Origin of the sequence: Arthrobacter sp. zg-Y844 (genome assembly GCF_024385465.1) — a bacterium.
Lineage (GTDB): Bacteria > Actinomycetota > Actinomycetes > Actinomycetales > Micrococcaceae > Arthrobacter_B.
The window spans coordinates 176,708-194,622 of record NZ_JANFLS010000002.1 but is presented as its reverse complement, the minus strand read 5'-3'; the positions used below and the strand labels follow the sequence as shown (position 1 = coordinate 194,622).

Below are 17,915 nucleotides of genomic sequence, written 5' to 3'. Positions count from 1 at the left end.
CATGACTGAGACAGTTGCACTGGTAACCGGAGCGAACAGGGGGCTGGGACGGGAGTTCGTGATCCAGCTAGTTGAGCGGGGCGCACCGAAGATCTACGCGACAACCCGTCAGCGCGGGAACGTCGGCCTCCTTGAGCAGCTTGGAGCACCCGGCCAGGTCGAAGCCCTCGTGGTGGACATCACCGATCCGGCTACCGTTGAGGCGGCGGCTGCTGCGGCGACGGATGTGGACCTGCTGATCAACAATGCGGGTATTGCCACGGCCACGAATCTGCTGACCGGGGACTTGGATCGTATCCGGGCGGAAATGGACACCCATTTCTGGGGCACCTTGGAAATGACACGCGCCTTCGCGCCGATTCTTGGTTCCAACGGGGGCGGCGCAATCATGAATGTGATGTCCCTGCTGTCCTTCCGCTCGTATCCGGGAAACGGTGCCTACGCTGCCGCGAAGGCCGCCGAGTGGCAGCTCACCAACAGCACGCGCCTGGAGCTTGCCGGCCAGGGCACACACGTGATGAGCGTGCACCTCTCTTCCACCGATACCGACATGATGAAGGGCTGGGACATTCCCAAGAACGACCCCCGCGTGATCATCTCGGATGTGCTCGATGCCCTGGTGAAGGGGTCGCACGAGTTTTTGGATGCAGACACGCAAGCCGTCAAGGACCAGCTGAGCCTGCCTCCCGAAGCTTTTTACGCAGGCGTGGGTCCCTTCGCCTGAGCCGCTGCCGGGGTTGAGATGACGGACCGTTGAGCGCGCTGCAGATTGCGGATGAGTTCCTCGCGGCTTTGTCCATCGACGTGGTGGTGCCACATCGGCGTACCGGGGCTGCTGCGCCAGGATTCGCTCAGGGGACTGTTATCAACTGCGTCGAATCCGAGATCGTCATAGAACCGGGTCACCAGTTCGACGGCCTCCGGATAGTCGCTGGAGACGACCAGCGCCTTACGGTCAGGTGCTCCGGCCGGTCGCGCCAGCCGCATGATGGCCGGCAGCGCGTCGCTGGGGACACGGAGGTGGAAGCGCTCATGGAACTGGACGTGAGTGAACGCCTTGACGACCTTCGAAGCGGGCAGCTGTTCCTGACGTAACTCATGGACTGTCTTGAGCCCGGAGTCGACGTCGGGGAAGTTCCCGTCGCGCCAGACCATGTAATTGTTGTTATCGATCACGACCTTTCCTGCGAGTTCCCGCACCGGCAGCCGGTCACCGGGCGCGTACGGGAACGCGGTGACGGCGAAGTCAGCTGCAGCCGCAGCCTCTGCCGCGTAGGCTGCGCGTGCCCGCGGTCCCAAGTCCTTGACCAGCCGCTGCAAGGTTTCAGGTCCCCGCGAATTCGCGATAACGACGTCGTAGCCCGCCGCGGTTGCCACGCGGGCAAGCGTTGCTCCGGCCTGGCCCGCGCCGAGGATGCCGACAGTAGTCACGGTTTCACTCCCTGGTTAACCCGGCGCCGGTTTGCGGATGTTCCTGGCTCGTGTTCGTTGAGAAGGCCGCGGAGGCAAGGAGCGCAAGTTTCTCAGCATTGTCGGAGCCGGCGTCGGGGTGGTAAATGACGAGCATCAGTCCGTCCGCTCCGTTGATGCCCAGGCGCTCCCGGTTAAGGGTCATTTCCCCGACCTGCGGGTGGTTGAGGCGCATCGGTGTGCCTCTCTGGGCCCGCACTTCATGCCGTGCCCACATTCGGCGGAAGTAGGGGCTCGCCAGCGAAAGCTCTCCGACGAGTTCGATGAAACGGGGATTGTCGACATCCTTGCCCACGGACTGCCGAAGGTTCGCAATGAAGCACTCCGTCACCACTTCCCACTCCGGATAAAGGGCCTGCTCGGCCGGGTCGAGGAACATGTCCCTCAGCTGGTTCCCCCCGAGATCAAGACGCGGTGAGAGCGCTTTCGCCAGGCTGTTTGCGGCCAGGATGTCAAAGTACCGGCCCTCGATGAAGGCGGGCTGGGCGAGCGAATCCAGCAGCTTGAGTGCACCAGCGGGAACGGTTTCCTTGGACGGCCGGCGAACGCGCTGCCGGGGAACGTCCGCGACCAGCGTGAGCAGGTACGCGAGGTGCTCGTCGTCAAGTTGGAGCACGCGGGCGATGGACTCGAGGACCTGCACGGAGGGGTGCCGGTCCCGTCCACGCTCCAACCGCAGGTAGTAATCGGCGCTGATGCCGGCGAGCATGGCCACTTCCTCGCGCCGCAGTCCGGGCACGCGACGCACACCTATGTCCGGGATGCCGGCCTGCTTCGGTGTTACCAGCTCGCGCCTGGCCCGCAGATAGTCGCCAAGGGCGTTCGATGTCTTACTCATGGGAGCCAGCCTAGGACCTGGCAGGGCGGTTGGGACAGCGGCAGAGGGGGTCCTGTCACTCCCCCGGCTGGACAGGGCTCTGGCCGGTGAAAGCAGGCATTCGTAGCGTTGCAGTGGCTCAGCTGGAGCCTACCGAGAGGACAGAAAATTGACCATCACATTAATCACCGGGGCGAACAAGGGCATCGGATTCGAAACGGCCAGGCAACTGCTGGAGTTGGGGCATGTCGTTTACATAGGTGCCCGTGATGCCGAGCGGGGTGAGAAAGCCGCAGCAGGGCTGGGCGCTCGATTCGTGCAGCTCGATGTAACGAACGACGCCTCAGTCAGCAGCGCACTCGCGAGCATTGATGCCGCCGAGGGGCGGCTCGATGTCCTGGTCCACAACGCAGGCATCCTGGAAACGGAGATGGACGGCCCTTCCGCCCTCCGGGCCTTCGATACCAATGCAGTAGGTATTGTCCGCGTCACGCAGGCGGCACTCCCCCTGCTGCGCAAATCCGCCAACGCCCATGTGGTCACCATCTCGAGCAGCGCCGGGTCCTTCTGGGCGGTAACCAACCCCGATCGACCGGAGTTCGACCTGCCGCTTGCCCTCTACTCGGCATCCAAGACGGCGGCGACCATGCTCACCGTGCAGTACGCCAAGTCCCACCCCGGCATCAAGTTCAACGCACTCGAACCCGGCACCACTGCCACGGATATGACGGCCCGCTTCGGTATCGGGAGGTCACCGGAAGAAAGCGCACGAGTCGTTGTGCGCCTCGCCACCCACGGCTCGGAGGGCCCAACCGGAACCCTCCGGGACGAAAACGGCGAGCTGCACTTCTAGGAGAAGGATCACCACAATGACCGCCACCCCCTTACACCTCACCAAAGCAGGCCACACAGCCTCCTGGGGCGGTGTTGTCTCGCTCGGCCTTGGAATCTTCGCGATCGTTATGTCTGAGTTCCTGCCCGCGAGCCTCCTTCCGCGTATCGCCGGAACCCTGGACGTATCGGTCGGTGCTGCAGGACAGAGCGTGACAATGACCGCCGTCGCTGCTGTTTTCTCGGCCCTCTTTATCGCCGTGGTCCTCCCCCGCACCGATCGCCGGCGGGTCATGATCGGCCTTACCGCCCTGGCCATCCTCTCCAACATCCTCGTTGCCCTGGCACCCGGCCTTTTCGTTCTTCTGTCGGCGCGGCTCCTGCTCGGCGTTGCCCTTGGCGGCTTCTGGGCAATGGCCACCGCCATGGCCGCGCACCTGGTACCCGCCGACCATCTCGGCCGCGCGCTGACCGTCATCAACGCCGGTGTAGCGGTTGCAACCATCGTTGCCGTACCTCTCGGTGCCTGGCTCGGGGAAATCTGGGGATGGCGGGCCGTCTTCTTCATCGCCGCAGTCGTCGCCGCTCTGGCCCTGCTCGTGCAGGCGGCGACGCTGCCGGCCATCAGACCTACAGGGGTTAGCGGGCTCCGCGCCCTCGGATCGACCCTTCGCTCCGGAGTGGTCGTGGTGGGATTGGTTGCGGTCCTGCTGGTCTTCGGCGGCCACTTCGGCGGATTCACGTATATCCGCCCGGCGGCAGAAACCGTGTCCGGAATCGATGCCGGCGGTCTGGCCGTGCTGCTGCTCGTGTTCGGAGCCGCCAGCGTCCTGGGCACCGTTCTCAGCGGCCCCCTGGCCGACCGTGCGCTTCGGGCCGCCGTGTTCCTCTTCCCTGCGGTATTGGGGCTCGGAATGCTCGTTATGCTCCTCGCCGGCGGATCAATCACCGGCCTCTTCATCGCCGCCGCACTCTGGGGGTTTGGTTTCGGCGGACTCCCGACCGCAGTGCTCAGCTGGGGCGCCAGGACTGCACCGACACGGCTTGAACAAATCGGCGGGCTCATCGTGACGGTCTGCAATATCGCGATCGCCGTCGGAGCCGGCTTGGGCGGACTCCTCGTCGACGGCGCCGGTGCGACCTACGCCCTGACCGTAGGTGGAATTGCGGCGATCGTCGGCGCGTTGGTACTGACGAGTCTTCCCCGAACAAAAACGACGGTGGTGTCAGCCGGTTAACGCACCGCAGTCAAACCAATTCTATTGACGGGGCTGTGGCATGGCCGCGATTGCTCGTCGCTGCACTTCTCGGTAGATCGTCGTTCGAGAGACTGGGAATAGTCCAGCGAGATCGGCCTGGGTGTACTCGCCATGCTCACACCAGCCTTTAGCTACCTCAACTGTCGTTATTCCCCCGCCTGGCAAGGGACGTGCCCGCTGAAGGATCCTGCATCGGGTCTCTGTAGGCCAACAGCAATCTAAGCCAGGGCCCGTTTCCAGGCATCTTTATTGCGTAGGACATAGTCAGCCGCCCCGCGCCAGTGATCGCCGTGTCCGCTGACATACATTTCTGCCCAAGGCTGGAATCCGGTTTCATGTGAGGACTTCAACAGCTCATGCATGGCCGCCGTCCTCTTTCCTAGGGCTTCGGGCAACGCTTCCCGTAAGACCTCGTCAGCTTCATATCCGTCGATAACAGCACGCAGCCTCGCGGCTGCCTCTGGAACGGGTTGGCCTTCAAAGAGCATTCCAAAGGACTGCACTGCATATGCAAGGTCCCAGAGGCGCGTACTCGGGCCCGCGGCGTCCCAATCGATGAATACCCACCGTTCACCCATGATGAGGTTCCATGGCGCCAGGTCGTTGTGGCACATTAGGTTCGCGTTGTCGGCAGGAAGCAGAAGGTTCCATCCGGTCGTATCCGGGAGGCCAAATCCTTCGCTGGCATCGTGAATTTGGCGAATCAAACGACCGATCCGCAGGAGGTCATTCTGCCCTAGGGGCAACTGGTCCATCGCAGATTTACCATCGACGTACTCGATGACATGCCGCTCATCGTGATCCTTGCCCAGGGGTTCGGGCACGTCAACGCCAGCCGCTTGGAGAGCTTTCAGGTATTTCTGAACCGTGGCAGAGTTTTCCTGCCACGGTTTGCGGACAGTATCGCCAATACGAACGACACTCTCTGAGGCGTTTCCGCCTTCAAGTTCTTCAGCTTCCTCATTCACCCGAAGAACGCTACTGCGTGCAAACAATCTGACCAAGCCATCTCACGGGCGGGCGGAACCAATACACGCCCGCTAAGGGACCCTCCGCCGGGCACCGCAAGGAACCGAAGACGGATACGACGCCCGTCTAGTCCAGCCCCTCGAAGACATCGCCCAGCACCGCACCCCCTGGCTGCCACGGGGGCCACGCGATGGCCAGCATCTCGGAGCTGACGGTGCGTCCCCAGCGGACGTCTTCCTCCACGTCCGGCGGCACCCCCGGGGAGACCACATGGCGCTGGGTCCGGTGCTCCATCAGGCCCGCCACCACCCGGTGAACCACGCTGCCGACATCAACCTCGATCCCGATCAGCTCATCCGGGATCGGATGCACGTCATACACCCTCCCCTCGATCCACGGCTGGAGTCCGTGCCGGATCCGGCTGCGGTTCCACCGGTCCCAGGTGGAGCGGCACACTCCGCCGTGCAGCAGGCGCTGCAGTCCCGGTCCGCCGTCGGCCTTCAGATGCCCGAAGGCCGCGTCCGTAGCCGCACCGACCGCGATGTGGTCCGGATGCCCGGTGAGCCCGTCGGGACCAAAGGTGGCGACGACGTCGGGCCGCTCCTGCGCCAGGATGCCGCCGATCCGTTCCTCGAGTTCCGCGAAGGGAACCTCGGCCACCGCGCCGTCGTCGTAGTCCAGCCACTCGTGGCGGTCCGGCGGCCGGCCGTGAGCCGTCCAGGCCGCGTCCGTTTCCCGCCGGCGGATCCGCCCGAGCGGCTCGTTGACCGGCGGATAGGACGGATCGATCTGCCCGGCGCCGCCGTCGGTCGCGTGGACCAGGACGAAGCGGAACTGCGGATCATCTTCGTGCAGTGCCACTGTTCCCGCCAGCCCGTAGGCATCGTCGTCGGGATGGGCGACAACGAGGGCAAGGACATGCGATCCGGTCATTTTCCGGCACCTCCCGCGGCAGAGGGTTCTGCCACCGTTCCAGCGTAGGACGAGGGGCAGGCAAGAGGAACCTGTTGCTCTTCCGGGTATTTTCCGGCGGCATTCGTTACCGTGTGGCATGAGCGATAACCGGGAACAACTGCTGGACCTTTCCGTAGACGCGCAAGGAAGCGAGGCACGATTCAGCCAGGTACGGAGCTGGTTCCGCAGCACCGGCTGGAGCATGGCCGACCCTACGGTCTACGACCCCTACTACGACAAGCACCCCGCCGACGCCTTCGGACCGCGCACCTTGGCGGCATCCGCAGACGCCAACGGAAGCTACAGTTTTGTCGCCGAACGGGAGTACTACTTTGCCGGTGAGGGTACCGAGGGTCCCGTTTGCCGGCGCTGCCCCTTCCAGTTTCCGCTCGAGCTGATTGTTCCGCTGGTCAGTGAATGGTACGACGGCGGCCCCGAGCCTCGGCTTGCCTGTCCCGACTGCTCATGGACGGGACTATTCGGTGACTGGGACCTGGGGAGTTGCATGGCAATGGCGTCCTTCGCGGTCATTATTGATACCGGCACCGGCGGGTATTCACCCGAACTCGTCACGACCCTGCTCGAAGCCCTCCGTGCAGACCTCGGGGGACGCTGGGTGTACATCAATAAGTACATTTAAGCCGGGCCCCCGGACGGGCGGCGCCGGCCCGCCGCTGGAGCTAGGCTGACATGCCATGGAGTGGTTCAGCGCCGAAGGATACGAGTTCGCCCGACAGGTGCTGCAGCGCGGCATCGGCGCCGTCTACCTGATCGCGTTCCTCTCCGCGGCCGCCCAGTTTCCGGCGCTGCTCGGCGAAAACGGCCTGCTCCCGGCCCCGCAGTTCCTGGCCCGGATCAAGGGCAGGGGAATCCCCACCCTCTTCCACTGGCACTATTCGGACCGGTTCCTGCTCGCAGTGGTCTGGGCCGGCGCCGTCGTCGCCGCCCTGTTGGTGGCCGGAGTGCCGCAGTCCGGGCCGTGGTGGCTGCCGATGGCAGCTTTCCTGTTTATCTGGGGGCTGTACCTGTCCGTGGTGAACATCGGGCAGACGTTCTACGGGTTCGGCTGGGAATCGCTGCTGCTGGAGGCGGGGTTCCTGGCCGCGTTCCTCGGCTCGGACGACGTCGCGGTTCCGGTCGCGGTGCTGTGGGCCTTCCGCTGGCTGGTGTTCCGGCTCGAATTCGGTGCCGGCCTGATCAAGATGCGCGGCGACAAGGTGTGGCGGGACCTCACCGCCCTGTACTACCACCACGAAACCCAGCCGATGCCGAACCCGGCCAGCTGGTTCTTCCACCACCTGCCAAAGCCGCTGCACCGGATGGAGGTGCTGGGCAACCACTTCGCCCAGCTGGTGGTGCCGTTCTTCCTGTTCTTCCCGCAGCCGGTGGCGTCGATTGCCGCGGCGGTGGTGATTGTGACCCAGTTCTGGCTGGTCCTTTCGGGGAACTTCGCCTGGCTGAACGTGCTGACCATCCTGCTCGCGTGCACGGCGATCAGCGATTCGGCGGTGCAGGCGGTGCTCCCGGAGGCACAGTTCGCCGCACCGGATCCGGCGGCAACCCCGGCGGCGTTCGCCGTCGTCGTCGGCGCCGTGACCCTGGCGGTGCTGTACTGGGCGTGGGCACCGCTGAAGAATCTGGTCCGCCGCGACCAGCTGATGAATGCCAGCTTCAACCGCTGGCACCTCTCCAATGCCTACGGGGCGTTCGGCAGCATCACGCGGCACCGGAACGAGGTGGTCATCGAGGGCACCAACGATCCGCCGGGGCCGGACGCCCGCTGGCTGGAGTACGAGTTCAAGGGCAAGCCCGGGGACCCGCACCGGATGCCGCGCCAGTTTGCGCCCTATCATCTGCGGCTGGACTGGCTGATGTGGTTCCTGGGCCTGGGCGCCTCGGGTGCCTGGTTCCCGGTGCTGCTGCGGAAGCTGCTCACCGCCGACCGGCGGACCCTGCGCCTGCTGCGCAGGGACCCGTTCGACGGCGAGCCGCCCCGCTGGATCCGTGCCCGTGTCTACCGCTACCGCTTTTCCACGCCCGCGGAGCTGCGCCGCGAACGGGTCTGGTGGGTGCGGGAACCCCGCGGATTCCTGGTGGACCCCGTTGAGGGTCCGGGCACGACGCCGCGTCGGTCCTAGGCGGTTGCCTTGGTGACCACGTTGTGCGTGGCGTGGTCATACAGGAACGTCAGCGGACCGCCGGCATGCCACAGCTCGATGTTGCCGCCGTCGCGGTGTGCGTCGAACCCGTAGTTCTCTTCCCACGAACCGTTCAAGGCCACCTTGTAGGTGTACGTGCCTTCGGGCAGGTCCACCGTGAGCTTCCACAGTTCGTCATGGCGGTCGAAGGCGAACTGTGCCCCGGCCGGATTCCAGTCCTCGGTGCCGAGCGCTGCACCGAAATCGCCGGCGAGGGCCACGGACTCCGGCTGCGGGAAGGACGGCTCCGGGATATCGGTCTCCGGGTGCGAGCCGTGCTGCTCGGCCGGAGCGGAGGGGACGGCGACGGCGTCGCGCAGGACCTCTTCCACTACTTCCTCTGCCGGGGAAGCGGCTTCGGCCGCAGCCACCGGCTTTCCGCTGAGGGCGGCCGACAGGTGCGCCGGTTCCGGGAAGTCCTTCAGGGCCCGGCGGCCCTCGTTGGTGATGCTCCAGCCCGAGCGGGCTTCCTTGAGGATCCAGCCCGCCTTGACGAGCTTGGTGGTGGCATTCACCAGGGCACGCTCACCGCGGGAGGTGCCGCTGGCCAGGGCCTCCGCTTCGCGTCCTGCGAGCGGCACACGGTCCAGGGCGGCACCGAGTACCTTTGCCCTGCTGACCTTGCCGGTAGCTGACGGGTCCTCTGCTGCGAGGATCTCAAGGACCGCCTGCAGCCGCAGCGCAGTATTTTCAACGGTGTCTGAGCCCAATGGAATTCCTTTGTTACGAGATGTTGATGGCCGCTCCGGTTATGCCGGCTCACCGGCATCAACACTATCGCCGGGAACCGCCGGGACGAAGCGACGCGGCCCTAGTGTTGCGCAACTCTCCCCTGCAGTGCGGCGAAGTCCTCGTCGACGACGGGTGCGTAGCCGGCGTAGGCGGCCAGCACGGCATCCAGGACCTGGGCCATGTCCAGTCCCGGTGCCAGGTCCCGGGCGGCTCCGGCGGTGCGCGGGTCCCAGCCCAGCCCGAGCTCGGCATAACAGTCGGTCAACACCCGGCGCAGCGGGCCGGCGTTGTCCACCACCAGCACCGAGGAAAACAGCCAGCCGCCGGCAATCACCCGTTGGGCCGTGCCCACCAGTTTGATCCGCTCCCCGCCGGATGCCTGGCCGGAGACGGTGAATTCCCCGGGACAGTACTCCCCCGGGATTTCGCCTACACCTGCGGTCAGCCCGACCTTGCGGAACGCGCCGGCCAGCAGCTCGCCGAAGTCCGCGAACCGGCGTCTCGAGCCGGCGAGGGCATCCGCGTCCGGCTCTACATGGTCCAGGACCAGGCAGCCGTCATGGTAGGCGGCTGCCCGGCCGCCGGCCTTGCGGACCAGGGGCTCGAATCCGTGCCGGCGGCAGGCCTCCTGCGCCGCGGCGAAGCCGGGCAGCTTGGCGTCGCGCTGCCCCAGGGCCACCGTGGGGCGGGGACGGTAAATCCGCAGGGCCGGGCCGAGCCCACCGCTGCGGACGGCGTCGAGCATGGCGAGCGCGAAGTCGAGGTCGGCGGCGGCGCCCAGGGATTCCTCCTGCCGGAATACTTCCAAGGCGGCGGGCACCGCCTACGCTCCGCCGAGCGGCCGGACGGTCAGGATCTGCTCGCTGCGTCCAAACGGGCCCTGCAGGTCATGCAGGACCGTCGAAGTCAGGCCGATGCCGTCGGCACCGAACGTCACCCGGGTGTCCAGGCCCAGCCATTCCCCGCGGGGTTCGCGGTGCAGGTGCAGCTGCAGGTCAACGTTCGGGAACATGTAGCTGTCCCCGCCCGGAGGCACGCGGGTGGAAATACCGTTGGCGGTGTCTGCCATGCCCACGAGGCGGACCAGGTCCGACGTCGGCGTACCCTCCACCATTTCGTGCGGGGTGCGCAGCCACGCCCGGCCGCGGCCCGGGCGCAGCCCCGGCAGCGCCCGCTTCTCCAGGGATTCGATAAACGCCCCGGGCCACTCGGTCATGCCCTCATGGGTGCCCGCCTCTGCCGGACCGGGCATGGCATCGTCTTCCACGGCAGCCACCTCGGCCGTCGAGCCGCGGGCCAGGCGCCAGGCGGTGGCGCGGACGGCGGTGCGCCCGTCAACCACCATCTCGGCCTGCACCAGTTCAATGGTCCGTCCGGGGCGCAGGACGGAGGTTTTCACCTCGAAGGCGGTGCGCGGGATCAACCCGAAAATGTCGTAGCTGATCCGGGCCATGCGCAGCTCGGGGCGTGGACGGAACTGCTCCAGGCAGTGGGCCAGCAGGCCGGAAATGGGGGCCATGTGCTGCTCCTGCGGATTCCAGGCGCCCTGGGTATGGATGGTTGCCTCATAGGCGTCGTTGCCCAGCGAGCGGTAATACGATTCAGCCACGTGCTTGCTTCTCCCTGCCGTTCCGGAATTGGCTTTCAGGCTACCCCAGCGCCGCCCGACGGCTGGCCCCGCAACGTAACGGGGAGCACACTGGCCCGATGGAATATACGCATCTTGGCCGCTCCGGCCTGTCCGTGTCCCGCCTGTGCCTGGGCACCATGAACTTCGGACCCAAAACCGACGAGGCGGACGCCCACGCCATCATGGACTCCGCCCGGGAAACCGGCATCAATTTCTTCGACACCGCCAATGTGTACGGCTGGGGCGAGCGTAAGGGCTGGACCGAGCAGATCATCGGACGCTGGTTCGCCAAAGGCGGCGGGCGGCGCGAGGACACCGTCCTGGCCACCAAGCTCTACGGCTCCATGAGCGAGCGCCCCAATGACACGTACCTCTCCGCGCTGAACATCCGCCGCGCCCTCGACGCCAGCCTGAAGCGGCTGCAGACGGATTACATCGACCTGTACCAGTTCCACCACGTGGACCGGAATACGCCGTGGGAGGAGATCTGGCAGGCCATGGAGGTGGCGGTGGCGCAGGGCAAGATCATTTACAACGGCAGCAGCAACTTCGCCGGCTGGCACATTGCCCGGGCACAGGAGAACGCCAACCGGCGGAACTTCGCGGGGCTGGTGAGCGAGCAGAGCATCTACAACCTGATCAACCGGTCCGTGGAGCTGGAAGTCCTCCCCGCCGCGCAGCAGTATGGGCTCGGCATCCTCCCGTGGTCACCGCTGCAGGGCGGGCTGCTCGGCGGGATCCTGGCGAAGGAGGCCGACGGCGGCGGGCGGCGCGCCGAGGGCAGGGTGCGGGACCTGCTCGAGAAACACGGGGACCAGATCCGGCAGTACGAGGACCTGGCCGCGGAACTGGACATCCTGCCCGGCGTCCTGGCACTGGCCTGGCTGCTGCACCAGCCCGCGGTGACGGCGCCTTTGGTGGGCCCGCGGACCCAGGAGCAGCTGGACGAGGCGCTGCTGGCCCTGGACGTTCCCCTAGATACACGGACGCTGGCCCGCCTGGATGAGATCTTCCCGGGCCACTCCCCGGCGCCGGAGGACTACGCCTGGTGATCCACCGGGGTTCACCGGGGTTCAGGCGCTCGCAGGCTCGATCAGTTCCGGCCCGTTGTTGCGCACCGAGTTGACCTCGCGCGACACCACCCGCGGGGTCAGCGTGGGTTCGGGCACGGCGTCCAGCAGTTGGGCGACGTCGGCACCGTCGGTCAGCTTCGGGTCCAGCCAGTCCGCGTACAGGTCCGGCGGGATGATCAGCGGGGTGCGGTCGTGGATGTGACCCAGGGCGTCGGTGGCTTTCGTGGTGATGATGGTGACGCTCAACAGCCATTTGTGCTCGTGGTCCTCCGGCAGCGCCGGGTCCGGCCAGAACTCGTACAGGCCGGCGAACGCCAGCGGGTCCTGTTTCCCGGAGTAGAGGTAGGTGGGGATCTTGCCGTCCGCGGACTTTTCCCACTCGTAGTAGCCGTCCGCCGGCACCAGGGCACGGCGCTTCACGGCCGCCTTGCGGAACGCCGGTTTCTCCAGGATGGTTTCCCGCCGGGCGTTGATCATTCGGGAGCCGATCTTGGGGTCCTTGGCCCAGACCGGAACCAGCCCCCATTTCGCCGTCGCCAGCCGCCGCACCGGTGCTTCGTTGGCGAACCGCTCGGTGACGATCCGCACGTCGTCCGTGGGGGCGACGTTCCAGGACGGCAGCACATCCGGTCCCACCGTTTGCTCGACGGCGAACGCCGAGACCAGATCCGACGTCGCCCTTGCCATTACGTACCGTCCGCACATGGCACCTATTGTGCACCATGGACCGGCCGCCCGCAGGAGCAGGGAAGGGACCCGGGCCGGTTACCCGCATTCGAACATATATTCTATTTGTATGAACCAGGACGCCGCCGAGCGGTTGGCGGCCCGCTATGCGCGGCGGGCCGAGCCGATCAGCCTTACCCCGGAAGAGCTGGACTTCGAGCACAATCCGGTCACCACGTCGGTGCCCGGCGTGCCCGTCTGGGCCTGGATCCGGTTCCCCGGCGCTGCCGAGCGGGTTAAGGGCGAAGCCTGCAGCTGGTCCTCCCGGGCGGTGCAGGTGCTTTGGGAGGATGCCGGACTGCGCCGGGCCACCTGGGTCTGGGCCTCGGCCGTCACCCGCCGCACGAACAACTCACGCAAGGAAACCCTGGGTGACCGCACCGCCCGGGATACCAGATGAGGTCAGCTAACCCGGAAGGCTGCGGACATATGCCAGCGCCTCCCGGGTGAGTGCCGTCCATTGACGTGCCGTGGACTCCGGGTCCGCGGCGGACGGCACCTCGACCCATTCCCGCATGGTGCGCTTACCCATGGTGACCGGCCCTGCCGCGCCTGCAGCAATGAGCTCCTGGGCCCGGGCTTTCGGCAGCTTCACGATCAGGTAATCGCCGGAACCGAGGAAGGCCACGATCTTAGATCCGGTACGCAGCCCCGGGCTGCGGAACATGGTGCCCACGGTCAGCGGACCGTCCTGCAGTACGTCGGCGATGGCGTGCAGGAGATCCAGTGCTTCCTGAGACGGCCGCATCCATCCTCCCCAGACTGTCCGGCGGGTCAGAACTGGCTGAAGTCCGCCGTCGCCGGATCGGCACCGATCCGGCGACCTCCCTCCAGCGTGTCCAGGAGGTCCAGTTCCTCCTGCGTCAGTTCGAGCCCGGCGGCAGCCAGGTTCTCCCGCATCCGTGCCGAGTCGGAGGATTTGGGAATGACGATCCGTCCCGACCCCAGGTGCCAGGCCAGCACCACCTGAGCTGCCGTGGCTGCGTATTTCTCTGCGAGCGCGGCCACCTCCGCTCCGGCCAGTTCCCGGCCCTGCCCCAGCGGGCTGTAGGCCTCGACCGCGATGCCGCGGGAAATGGTGTCGGCCGCGAGCGCCGCCTGCTGATATCCGGGATGCAGCTCTATCTGGTTTACGGCCGGCAGGACCTGGCTCTGCTCATACAGGGCATCCAGGTGGTCCGCGAGGAAGTTGGAGACCCCGATGGCGCGCATATAGCCGTCCCGGTACAGGGCCTCGAGTTCCTTCCAGGCCTGCACGAACGTCCCCTGCGAGGGCACCGGCCAATGGATCAGGTAGAGGTCGACGACGTCGAGGTTCAGCGCTCGCCGGCTGTCCAGGAACGCTGCCCTCGCCCTCCCCTGGTCTCCGTTGCGCAGCTTGGTGGTCACGAAGATCTCGGACCGCGGAATGCCGGACGCTGCGATGGCCGCTCCCACTCCGGCCTCGTTGCCGTACGCTGCAGCGGTGTCGATATGCCGGTATCCGGCAGCCAGGGCGTCCTCCACCACTTCCTGCGTCCGGTCCGCCGGAACCTGGAAGACGCCGAACCCCAGTTGCGGAATCCGTACGGAGTTGCCGAGCGTCAGTTCCGGGACAACGGTGCGGGGACTCTCTGTCATGGCGGTGCCTTCCTGCCGTGCGTTCATCTAGGCTTGGTGCAGTTCGGAGCCGGGCACCTCCACCTAAGCCCGGCTCCTGCCCCCAGTCAAGGAAACCCGTAAGGAAACCCGCAATGACGCATCCCGCGGCTCTTGATCTGCTTTTCATCGGCGGCACCGGCGTAATCAGCGCCGCGGCCGTCGCGCACGCTTCCAGCCTCGGGCATCGGGTGACCGTGCTGAACCGGGGCGTGTCTGCGCTGCGTCCGGTGCCGGCCGGCGTCGAGGTCCTGGCCGCGGATGTCCGGGATGCAGGTGCCGTGCGGGACGCCCTGGGCCGCCGGACGTTCGACGCCGTGGCGGACTTCCTGTCCTTCACCGCCGAGCATGTGGCAGCGGCGGTGGAGCTGTACCGCGGCCGGACCGGGCAGTACGTGTTCATCAGCTCGGCCTCCGCCTACCAGAAACCGCCCGCGCGGCTGCCGGTGCGGGAGTCGACGCCGCTGCGCAACCCGTTCTGGCAGTACTCCCGGGACAAGATCGCCGGGGAGGACATCCTGGTGCAGGCCTACCGGAGCGAGGGCTTTCCGGGGACGGTGGTGCGCCCGTCGCATACCTATGACGCCACCATGGTCCCGCTGTCCGGACACTGGACGGATATCCACCGGATGCGCTCCGGGCTACCGGTGGTGGTGCACGGTGACGGCACGTCCTTGTGGACGCTGACGCACAGCCGGGATTTCGCGAAGGCCTTCGTGGGCCTTCTGGGCCGGCCCGCCGCCGTCGGCGAAAGCTACACCATCACCTCCGATGAGTTCCTGCCCTGGGATGCCGTCTACCGTTCCCTGGCCGCTGCCGCCGGCGTCCCCGAGCCGCTCCTGGTCCACGTGGCCTCCGAGACCATTGCAGCGCTGGATCCGGGGCGGGGCCCGGGCCTGCTGGGCGACAAGAGCCATTCGGTCATCTTCGACAACAGCAAGATCAAATCCCTGGTGCCGGATTACCGTGCAGTCATTCCGTTTTCCGAGGGTGCCCGCGAAATCGTCCAGTGGTACGACGCCCATCCCCGCGAACAGGTACTGGAAACCGGATGGATGGAAGTCAGCGACCGGCTCGCGGGCTGGGCACGGGCGGGCGCCTAGGGGTAATTCCCTCCGGGGCGGCGGGTCCGAAGCTTCTGTTTCCGGCGGCTGTTAGAGTGCAGGCAGCAGGTATATCCGGACGGTTGCGGCGCTCGCCGCCGGAGTGGAAGCGCAGTCTCGACACCCGGTCCGGATGGCTTCGAATAAACGTTGGAGGAAACCATGTCAGGTAACGGTCCCGGCCAGGGAAACAACCACGGAAACCGGTGGTCCGACGAGTGGGACGAGCAATACGCCTCCCCCAAGAAACCCGAGCCCACCCCGCCGCCGGCGGCCCAGGCTCAGCAGCCGCAGCAGCAGGCACCTCACTATCCCTCACCCGGATATCCGAACCAGGCCCAGGGGTATCCCGTCCAGGGCTACCCGAACCCTGGCTACCCGAACCAGCCCGCCCCGGGGTATCCCGGCCAGGGTTATCCGGCTGCCGGCCACCAGCAGGCCCAGGGCTACGGTCATGCCCAGTTCGGCCATGCGCCGCAGGGGTCCGGTTACCGGCCCCAGAAATCCCGCGTCGCCGCCGGGCTCCTCGGGATTTTCCTCGGCGGCTTCGGCGTCCACCGCTTCTACCTGGGCAACAACAGCGTGGGCATCGCGCAAGTTGTCCTCACCTGTTTCACGGGCATGGGAGCTGTCTGGGGATTCGTCGAAGGCCTGATGATTCTCTGCAACGCCAAGTCCTTCCGCACCGATGCGCACGGGGTTCCGCTCAAGTAACGTACAGCGGTCCGGTGCTAGGCTGAGGGTTCGAAAGTATGTTCTAGAATTTTCCCCTCAGGAGGCCTCGGCATGGCGGTGTTCTCAGCGGACCGGTCGCGCCGCCCCGCGCCGCCGACGGAGTCCGACGCAGCCACCGCAGCGGGCTTTCCCAGTCCGGCCCGGGACTACTTCGACGGCCGGATCGACCTCAACCGGCACCTGATCCGCGATCCCACCTCCACCTACGTGGTGCGGGTGGAAGGCGATTCCATGGCGGGCACCGGCATCTGCAACGGGGATGAACTAATTGTGGACCGTTCACTCACTCCGCGCGACGGCGCCGTCGTCGTCGCCGTGGTGGACGGCGAGCTCACGGTCCGCCGGCTGCTGCTGGGCGGGCAGCGGATCGTGCTGCGGGCCGAAAGCCCCGGGTATCCGGACATCCTCGTGGCGGAGCCGTCGGAACTGTCCGTCTGGGGTGTTGTGACCCGCTGCCTGCACCATGTCTGAGCAGTCCGTGTCGCCGAACGCCGCCCAGCGGATCGCCCTGGTGGACGTCAACAGCTTCTACGTTTCCTGCGAGCGCGCCTTCGACCCGAAACTGGCCGGGGTGCCGGTGGTGGTGCTGTCCAATAACGACGGCTGCGTGGTGGCGCGCTCGGACGAGGCGAAGGCGCTGGGCATCAAGACCGGCACGCCGTGGTTCAAGCTCGCCGAATCCGCGCCGCGCGTGGGCCTGATCCAGCGCTCGAGCAACTATGAGCTCTACGGAGACCTCAGTTCCCGCGTGATGGAACTGCTGGGGCGCTACGCGCTGTGGCAGGAGGTGTACTCGATCGATGAGTCCTTCCTCGGACTCGCCGGGACGCCGCGCGACCTGGAGGCGCAGGGCGCAACCATCCGCACCGCCGTCGCCCGCCACACCGGCCTGCCGGTCTGCGTGGGCATCGGCACCACCAAGACCCTGGCGAAGTTCGCCAATCGGATCGCCAAACAGAACCGGCATCTGCAGGGCGTCTGCAACCTCGAGACCATGGACCCGGCCGCCGTGGAAACCATCATGTCCCGGGTGCCGGTCACCGGCCTGTGGGGCGTGGGGTCCCGGCTGGGCACGAAGCTCGAAGCCATGGGAATCTCCACCGTCGCGGACCTGCGCGCCGCTGATCCCGCGCTGATCCGCCGGAAATTCTCGGTCATCCTGCAGCGCACCGTGCTGGAGCTCAACGGCACCGCCTGCATTCCGCACGAGGACGAGCGGGCGGACCGCAAGCAGCTGATCTTCTCCCGGAGCTTCTCAACCCCGGTCACCACCGGCGCGGAAATGCGCCAGGTCATGAGCATCTACGCCCAGCAGGCTGCCGCCCGGCTGGAGCGCGAAGGACAGCAGGCCAGCATTCTCACCGCTTATGCCGGCACGTCGCACTTCAGCGAGCGGGCGGCGTCGTTCCCCTCGGCCACGGTGCGCCTGCCCAGCCCGACGTCGGATCCCGTGGTCCTCAGCCGGGCCGCCGTCGGTGCCCTGGAGTCCCAGGTGGTCGAGGGGGTGCCCTACACCAAGGCCGGGGTGATGCTCAGCGGGCTGGAATCCGCCGGAGCGCAGCCCCTGTTCGAGGAGTTCGTCTCCGCACAGGAACGGCGGAACCTGGGCGAACTGCTGGGGAAAGTCACGGACAAATACGGGGCGGCGAGCATCGGGCTCGGGTTGGCGGGGATGTCGACGGCGACGCCGGAGTGGACCATGTCGCGTAAGTATTCCTCGCCGCGGTACACCACCGAGTGGAGCGAACTGCCGGTGGTAAAGGCGGTTTAGCTACACCCG

The 17,915-nt window shown here is 66.5% G+C and carries 21 protein-coding genes; 11 read left to right on the top strand and 10 right to left on the bottom strand.

Features of this window, described 5'->3' with window-relative positions:
• Window position 1 precedes the first annotated feature (1 nt).
• On the top strand, window positions 2-724 hold the full coding sequence (locus NNX35_RS07710) for an SDR family oxidoreductase (RefSeq protein ID WP_255867421.1): 723 nt from the start codon (window positions 2-4) through the stop codon (window positions 722-724).
• Here the strand turns inward: NNX35_RS07710 and NNX35_RS07705 are convergent.
• Window positions 697-1,431 (bottom strand): NADPH-dependent F420 reductase, encoded by a 735-nt coding sequence (locus NNX35_RS07705; protein ID WP_255766381.1) that lies wholly within the window; start codon window positions 1,429-1,431, stop codon window positions 697-699. The two genes, NNX35_RS07710 and NNX35_RS07705, sit on opposite strands and share 28 nt — an antisense overlap.
• A gap of 4 nt (window positions 1,432-1,435) precedes the next feature.
• A complete protein-coding gene (locus NNX35_RS07700) occupies window positions 1,436-2,308 on the bottom strand; it encodes a helix-turn-helix domain-containing protein (RefSeq protein ID WP_255766382.1) in 873 nt (290 codons plus the stop codon).
• 148 nt (window positions 2,309-2,456) lie between these two features.
• On the opposite strand from NNX35_RS07700, the gene NNX35_RS07695 reads away from it, so the two are divergent.
• Entirely contained in the window at window positions 2,457-3,140 is a 684-nt protein-coding gene (locus NNX35_RS07695; protein WP_255867420.1) for an SDR family NAD(P)-dependent oxidoreductase, read from the top strand.
• A gap of 16 nt (window positions 3,141-3,156) precedes the next feature.
• Entirely contained in the window at window positions 3,157-4,356 is a 1,200-nt protein-coding gene (locus tag NNX35_RS07690) for an MFS transporter (RefSeq protein ID WP_255867419.1), read from the top strand.
• A 239-nt stretch (window positions 4,357-4,595) separates the two neighbouring features.
• On the opposite strand, the gene NNX35_RS07685 is transcribed toward NNX35_RS07690, so the two are convergent.
• Window positions 4,596-5,345, bottom strand: coding sequence for a phosphotransferase (locus tag NNX35_RS07685; protein WP_255766385.1), 750 nt, complete (start codon window positions 5,343-5,345; stop codon window positions 4,596-4,598).
• Window positions 5,346-5,472: 127 nt separating this feature from the next.
• Window positions 5,473-6,279, bottom strand: a complete 807-nt coding sequence (locus tag NNX35_RS07680) for a PIG-L deacetylase family protein (RefSeq protein ID WP_255766386.1) — start codon at window positions 6,277-6,279, stop codon at window positions 5,473-5,475.
• 118 nt (window positions 6,280-6,397) lie between these two features.
• Here NNX35_RS07680 and NNX35_RS07675 point away from each other — a divergent pair, with 118 nt between their 5' ends.
• Complete coding sequence (locus NNX35_RS07675) at window positions 6,398-6,940, top strand: hypothetical protein (RefSeq protein WP_255766387.1); 543 nt, start codon at window positions 6,398-6,400, stop codon at window positions 6,938-6,940.
• 55 nt (window positions 6,941-6,995) lie between these two features.
• Window positions 6,996-8,438: a lipase maturation factor family protein gene (locus NNX35_RS07670; RefSeq protein WP_255766388.1), complete on the top strand. Its 1,443-nt coding sequence runs from the start codon at window positions 6,996-6,998 to the stop codon at window positions 8,436-8,438.
• On the opposite strand, the gene NNX35_RS07665 is transcribed toward NNX35_RS07670, so the two are convergent.
• From NNX35_RS07665 to NNX35_RS07655, 3 genes are all read right to left on the bottom strand, one after another.
• A complete protein-coding gene (locus tag NNX35_RS07665) occupies window positions 8,435-9,208 on the bottom strand; it encodes a winged helix-turn-helix domain-containing protein (RefSeq protein ID WP_255766389.1) in 774 nt (257 codons plus the stop codon). The genes NNX35_RS07670 and NNX35_RS07665 overlap by 4 nt on opposite strands.
• Before the next feature lie 101 nt (window positions 9,209-9,309).
• Window positions 9,310-10,038 (bottom strand): lipoate--protein ligase family protein, encoded by a 729-nt coding sequence (locus NNX35_RS07660; RefSeq protein WP_255766390.1) that lies wholly within the window; start codon window positions 10,036-10,038, stop codon window positions 9,310-9,312.
• 15 nt (window positions 10,039-10,053) lie between these two features.
• The gene (locus tag NNX35_RS07655) at window positions 10,054-10,839 is read right to left on the bottom strand and encodes a thioesterase family protein (protein ID WP_255766391.1); all 786 of its coding nucleotides are present in this window, start codon (window positions 10,837-10,839) and stop codon (window positions 10,054-10,056) included.
• Between the two features lie 98 nt (window positions 10,840-10,937).
• On the opposite strand from NNX35_RS07655, the gene NNX35_RS07650 reads away from it, so the two are divergent.
• On the top strand, window positions 10,938-11,912 hold the full coding sequence (locus NNX35_RS07650) for an aldo/keto reductase (protein ID WP_255867418.1): 975 nt from the start codon (window positions 10,938-10,940) through the stop codon (window positions 11,910-11,912).
• A gap of 21 nt (window positions 11,913-11,933) precedes the next feature.
• Here the strand turns inward: NNX35_RS07650 and NNX35_RS07645 are convergent, their stop codons facing one another.
• A complete protein-coding gene (locus tag NNX35_RS07645) occupies window positions 11,934-12,638 on the bottom strand; it encodes an SOS response-associated peptidase (RefSeq protein WP_255862909.1) in 705 nt (234 codons plus the stop codon).
• Between the two features lie 91 nt (window positions 12,639-12,729).
• Between NNX35_RS07645 and NNX35_RS07640 the strand changes: the two genes are divergently transcribed.
• Window positions 12,730-13,059, top strand: coding sequence for a hypothetical protein (locus tag NNX35_RS07640; protein ID WP_255766394.1), 330 nt, complete (start codon window positions 12,730-12,732; stop codon window positions 13,057-13,059).
• A 6-nt stretch (window positions 13,060-13,065) separates the two neighbouring features.
• Here the strand turns inward: NNX35_RS07640 and NNX35_RS07635 are convergent, their stop codons facing one another.
• Both NNX35_RS07635 and NNX35_RS07630 read right to left on the bottom strand, forming a co-directional pair.
• Window positions 13,066-13,407 carry a hypothetical protein gene (locus tag NNX35_RS07635; protein ID WP_255867417.1) on the bottom strand — a complete coding sequence of 114 codons (342 nt, stop codon included), beginning with the start codon at window positions 13,405-13,407 and terminating at the stop codon, window positions 13,066-13,068.
• 26 nt (window positions 13,408-13,433) lie between these two features.
• Window positions 13,434-14,279: an aldo/keto reductase gene (locus NNX35_RS07630; protein WP_255766396.1), complete on the bottom strand. Its 846-nt coding sequence runs from the start codon at window positions 14,277-14,279 to the stop codon at window positions 13,434-13,436.
• Window positions 14,280-14,392: 113 nt separating this feature from the next.
• Here NNX35_RS07630 and NNX35_RS07625 point away from each other — a divergent pair, with 113 nt between their 5' ends.
• The 4 genes from NNX35_RS07625 to NNX35_RS07610 all read left to right on the top strand — a co-directional run bounded on the left by NNX35_RS07625 (window position 14,393) and on the right by NNX35_RS07610 (window position 17,906).
• Window positions 14,393-15,400, top strand: a complete 1,008-nt coding sequence (locus tag NNX35_RS07625) for an NAD-dependent epimerase/dehydratase family protein (RefSeq protein WP_255766397.1) — start codon at window positions 14,393-14,395, stop codon at window positions 15,398-15,400.
• A gap of 162 nt (window positions 15,401-15,562) precedes the next feature.
• The gene (locus tag NNX35_RS07620; protein WP_255766398.1) at window positions 15,563-16,114 is read left to right on the top strand and encodes a TM2 domain-containing protein; all 552 of its coding nucleotides are present in this window, start codon (window positions 15,563-15,565) and stop codon (window positions 16,112-16,114) included.
• 72 nt (window positions 16,115-16,186) lie between these two features.
• Window positions 16,187-16,606, top strand: a complete 420-nt coding sequence (locus tag NNX35_RS07615) for a LexA family transcriptional regulator (protein WP_227921169.1) — start codon at window positions 16,187-16,189, stop codon at window positions 16,604-16,606.
• On the top strand, window positions 16,599-17,906 hold the full coding sequence (locus NNX35_RS07610) for a Y-family DNA polymerase (protein WP_255766399.1): 1,308 nt from the start codon (window positions 16,599-16,601) through the stop codon (window positions 17,904-17,906). The genes NNX35_RS07615 and NNX35_RS07610 overlap by 8 nt, the downstream gene beginning before the upstream one ends.
• Window positions 17,907-17,915 lie beyond the last annotated feature (9 nt).

What these genes read in the sequence shown, in the direction of transcription:
- NNX35_RS07610 (WP_255766399.1), top strand. Translation starts at nt 16,599, where the DNA reads ATGTCTGAGCAGTCCGTGTCGCCGAACGCCGCCCAGCGGATCGCCCTG.
- NNX35_RS07615 (WP_227921169.1), top strand. Translation starts at nt 16,187, where the DNA reads ATGGCGGTGTTCTCAGCGGACCGGTCGCGCCGCCCCGCGCCGCCGACG.
- NNX35_RS07700 (WP_255766382.1), bottom strand. Translation starts at nt 2,308, where the DNA reads ATGAGTAAGACATCGAACGCCCTTGGCGACTATCTGCGGGCCAGGCGC.
- NNX35_RS07645 (WP_255862909.1), bottom strand. Translation starts at nt 12,638, where the DNA reads ATGTGCGGACGGTACGTAATGGCAAGGGCGACGTCGGATCTGGTCTCG.
- NNX35_RS07650 (WP_255867418.1), top strand. Translation starts at nt 10,938, where the DNA reads ATGGAATATACGCATCTTGGCCGCTCCGGCCTGTCCGTGTCCCGCCTG.
- NNX35_RS07710 (WP_255867421.1), top strand. Translation starts at nt 2, where the DNA reads ATGACTGAGACAGTTGCACTGGTAACCGGAGCGAACAGGGGGCTGGGA.
- NNX35_RS07680 (WP_255766386.1), bottom strand. Translation starts at nt 6,279, where the DNA reads ATGACCGGATCGCATGTCCTTGCCCTCGTTGTCGCCCATCCCGACGAC.
- NNX35_RS07690 (WP_255867419.1), top strand. Translation starts at nt 3,157, where the DNA reads ATGACCGCCACCCCCTTACACCTCACCAAAGCAGGCCACACAGCCTCC.
- NNX35_RS07635 (WP_255867417.1), bottom strand. Translation starts at nt 13,407, where the DNA reads ATGCGGCCGTCTCAGGAAGCACTGGATCTCCTGCACGCCATCGCCGAC.
- NNX35_RS07670 (WP_255766388.1), top strand. Translation starts at nt 6,996, where the DNA reads ATGGAGTGGTTCAGCGCCGAAGGATACGAGTTCGCCCGACAGGTGCTG.
- NNX35_RS07625 (WP_255766397.1), top strand. Translation starts at nt 14,393, where the DNA reads ATGACGCATCCCGCGGCTCTTGATCTGCTTTTCATCGGCGGCACCGGC.
- NNX35_RS07675 (WP_255766387.1), top strand. Translation starts at nt 6,398, where the DNA reads ATGAGCGATAACCGGGAACAACTGCTGGACCTTTCCGTAGACGCGCAA.
- NNX35_RS07640 (WP_255766394.1), top strand. Translation starts at nt 12,730, where the DNA reads ATGAACCAGGACGCCGCCGAGCGGTTGGCGGCCCGCTATGCGCGGCGG.
- NNX35_RS07630 (WP_255766396.1), bottom strand. Translation starts at nt 14,279, where the DNA reads ATGACAGAGAGTCCCCGCACCGTTGTCCCGGAACTGACGCTCGGCAAC.
- NNX35_RS07620 (WP_255766398.1), top strand. Translation starts at nt 15,563, where the DNA reads ATGTCAGGTAACGGTCCCGGCCAGGGAAACAACCACGGAAACCGGTGG.